This window comes from Aeromonas sp. D3 (assembly GCF_027705025.1).
GTDB classification, from domain to species: Bacteria; Pseudomonadota; Gammaproteobacteria; order Enterobacterales; family Aeromonadaceae; genus Aeromonas; species Aeromonas salmonicida.
The window spans coordinates 1-1675 of sequence record NZ_JAPDBE010000090.1 but is presented as its reverse complement, the minus strand read 5'-3'; the positions used below and the strand labels follow the sequence as shown (position 1 = coordinate 1675).

At 44.2% G+C, this 1675-nt stretch carries 2 protein-coding genes; both read right to left on the bottom strand.

Going from position 1 to position 1675, the window contains the following annotated elements:
• Positions 1 to 140 precede the first annotated feature (140 nt).
• Complete coding sequence (qac, locus tag OKC28_RS22860) at positions 141 to 473, bottom strand: quaternary ammonium compound efflux SMR transporter QacL (protein ID WP_015059047.1); 333 nt, start codon at positions 471 to 473, stop codon at positions 141 to 143.
• Between the two features lie 256 nt (positions 474 to 729).
• A complete protein-coding gene (locus OKC28_RS22855) occupies positions 730 to 1386 on the bottom strand; it encodes a quinolone resistance pentapeptide repeat protein QnrVC4 (protein ID WP_000361704.1) in 657 nt (218 codons plus the stop codon).
• Positions 1387 to 1675 lie beyond the last annotated feature (289 nt).

The following is a 1675-nucleotide window of genomic DNA, read 5'->3' as shown; positions in this document are numbered from 1 at the left end:
GGTCATGCTCAGTCATGAGGCGCAGTGTGACGGAATCGTTGCTGTTGGTCACGATGCTGTACTTTGTGATGCCTAACACCTGAATTAAGCCGCGCCGCGAAGCGGCGTCGGCTTGAATGAATTGTTAGATGCCAGCCCGATCAATGTGCGCTGACCTTGGATAGCAGATTTAGAACGGCGACGCCACTAACGATAAGTCCCATGCCAACGAACGCCCACAAGTCTAGTTTCTGGCCATGGAAGATCCAAGCGATAGCTGCCACAAGTACGATGCCGAGGCCAGCCCAAACAGCATAAGCAATGCCGACCGGGATGGACTTGATTGCGAGAGAGAGGAAATAGAACGCAAGCCCGTAGCCAGCCACAACTACAACAGAAGGAACTAACTTGGTGAATCCATGGCTGGACTTCAGTGCGGAAGTTGCGACGACCTCACCAAATATTGCAATAGCCAGAAAGAGCCAGTTCTTCACGTGCAATCTCCTCTACGGTATGAAGGATAAATAGTGGTGGCTATGAGTTGCCAAAAACAGTCTTGCGGCTGTCGATTTTCTGTGAGCATACGCAACGCCAAATCTGGCATCTAACGCCCGCCTAAGGGGCTGGCAACGCATGACACTAAACCCAAACACAACAGCCGTAACCACCACAGCTCATTGGGACTGGAAACGCCACGCGTTGACAGTCCCTCTTGAGGCGTTTGTTATGTGTGTGTTCAAACCATCAAATTTAGTCAGGAACTACTATTAAACCTAATTGCTCTAAAAGTTGTTCTTGCTGCCACGAACAGATTTTTACACCTGTAAGGTCAACTTTCCGAGGGTCTAAACCATACAACTCCGAGTGGCTCAAATCACAACCTTGCAACCTACACTGGCTCCAACACCCTTCAGAAAATACTCCCCGACTTAAATCAGACTCTTTAAATGATGCACCACTCAGATTTGCGCCAATCCATCTATTCTCAAACAAATCACACTTTTCGATACACTGCCTTTCAAAGTTGGCGTATGAAAGATTACAACCTGTTATATAAGCTGAACAAAAATACATTCTGTTCGATACCTGATTCATGAAGCTAGCTTGAGCAAAATTGGCACCCTTTAAATCGCATTCTCTGAACTCGATACCAAAACAATTTGCACCTTTGAAATACGACATTGAAAGACTGCAGTTTTTAAAAGATGCATCTCTAAGATCCGAGTAAGAAAAATCACACCCCTCTAATTCACCTCGTTCAATGAAAGAACAATCTACAAATTGTGTATCGCGGAGGTTCGCTCGTTTAAAGGAACAGCAGAAAAATTTGCAATTTTTAAAATACTGACCACTCATGTCTTGATGTGAAAAGTCTGCTTGTACATATAACTGGTCTGTTTTATCCATTTTCTAGCCCTCTTTCTATTTGAGTCGAAGACTAACATTTACCAACCAGTTCTCAAGAAAAATAAACACCTTAAAAACAGCAACTTACAACCACTTAAAATCGCAAAAATAAGGTACCAAATTGACGCTCTAAGGCACTGTTTTTTAATTCACCCATGCCGCATGGCTAGAAAAAAGTTTTGATTAATCATGGCGCTTGCAAGAAAAACACATAACTTTGTTTTAGGGCGACTGCCCTGCTGCGTAACATCGTTGCTGCTCCATAACATCAAACATCGACCCACGGCGT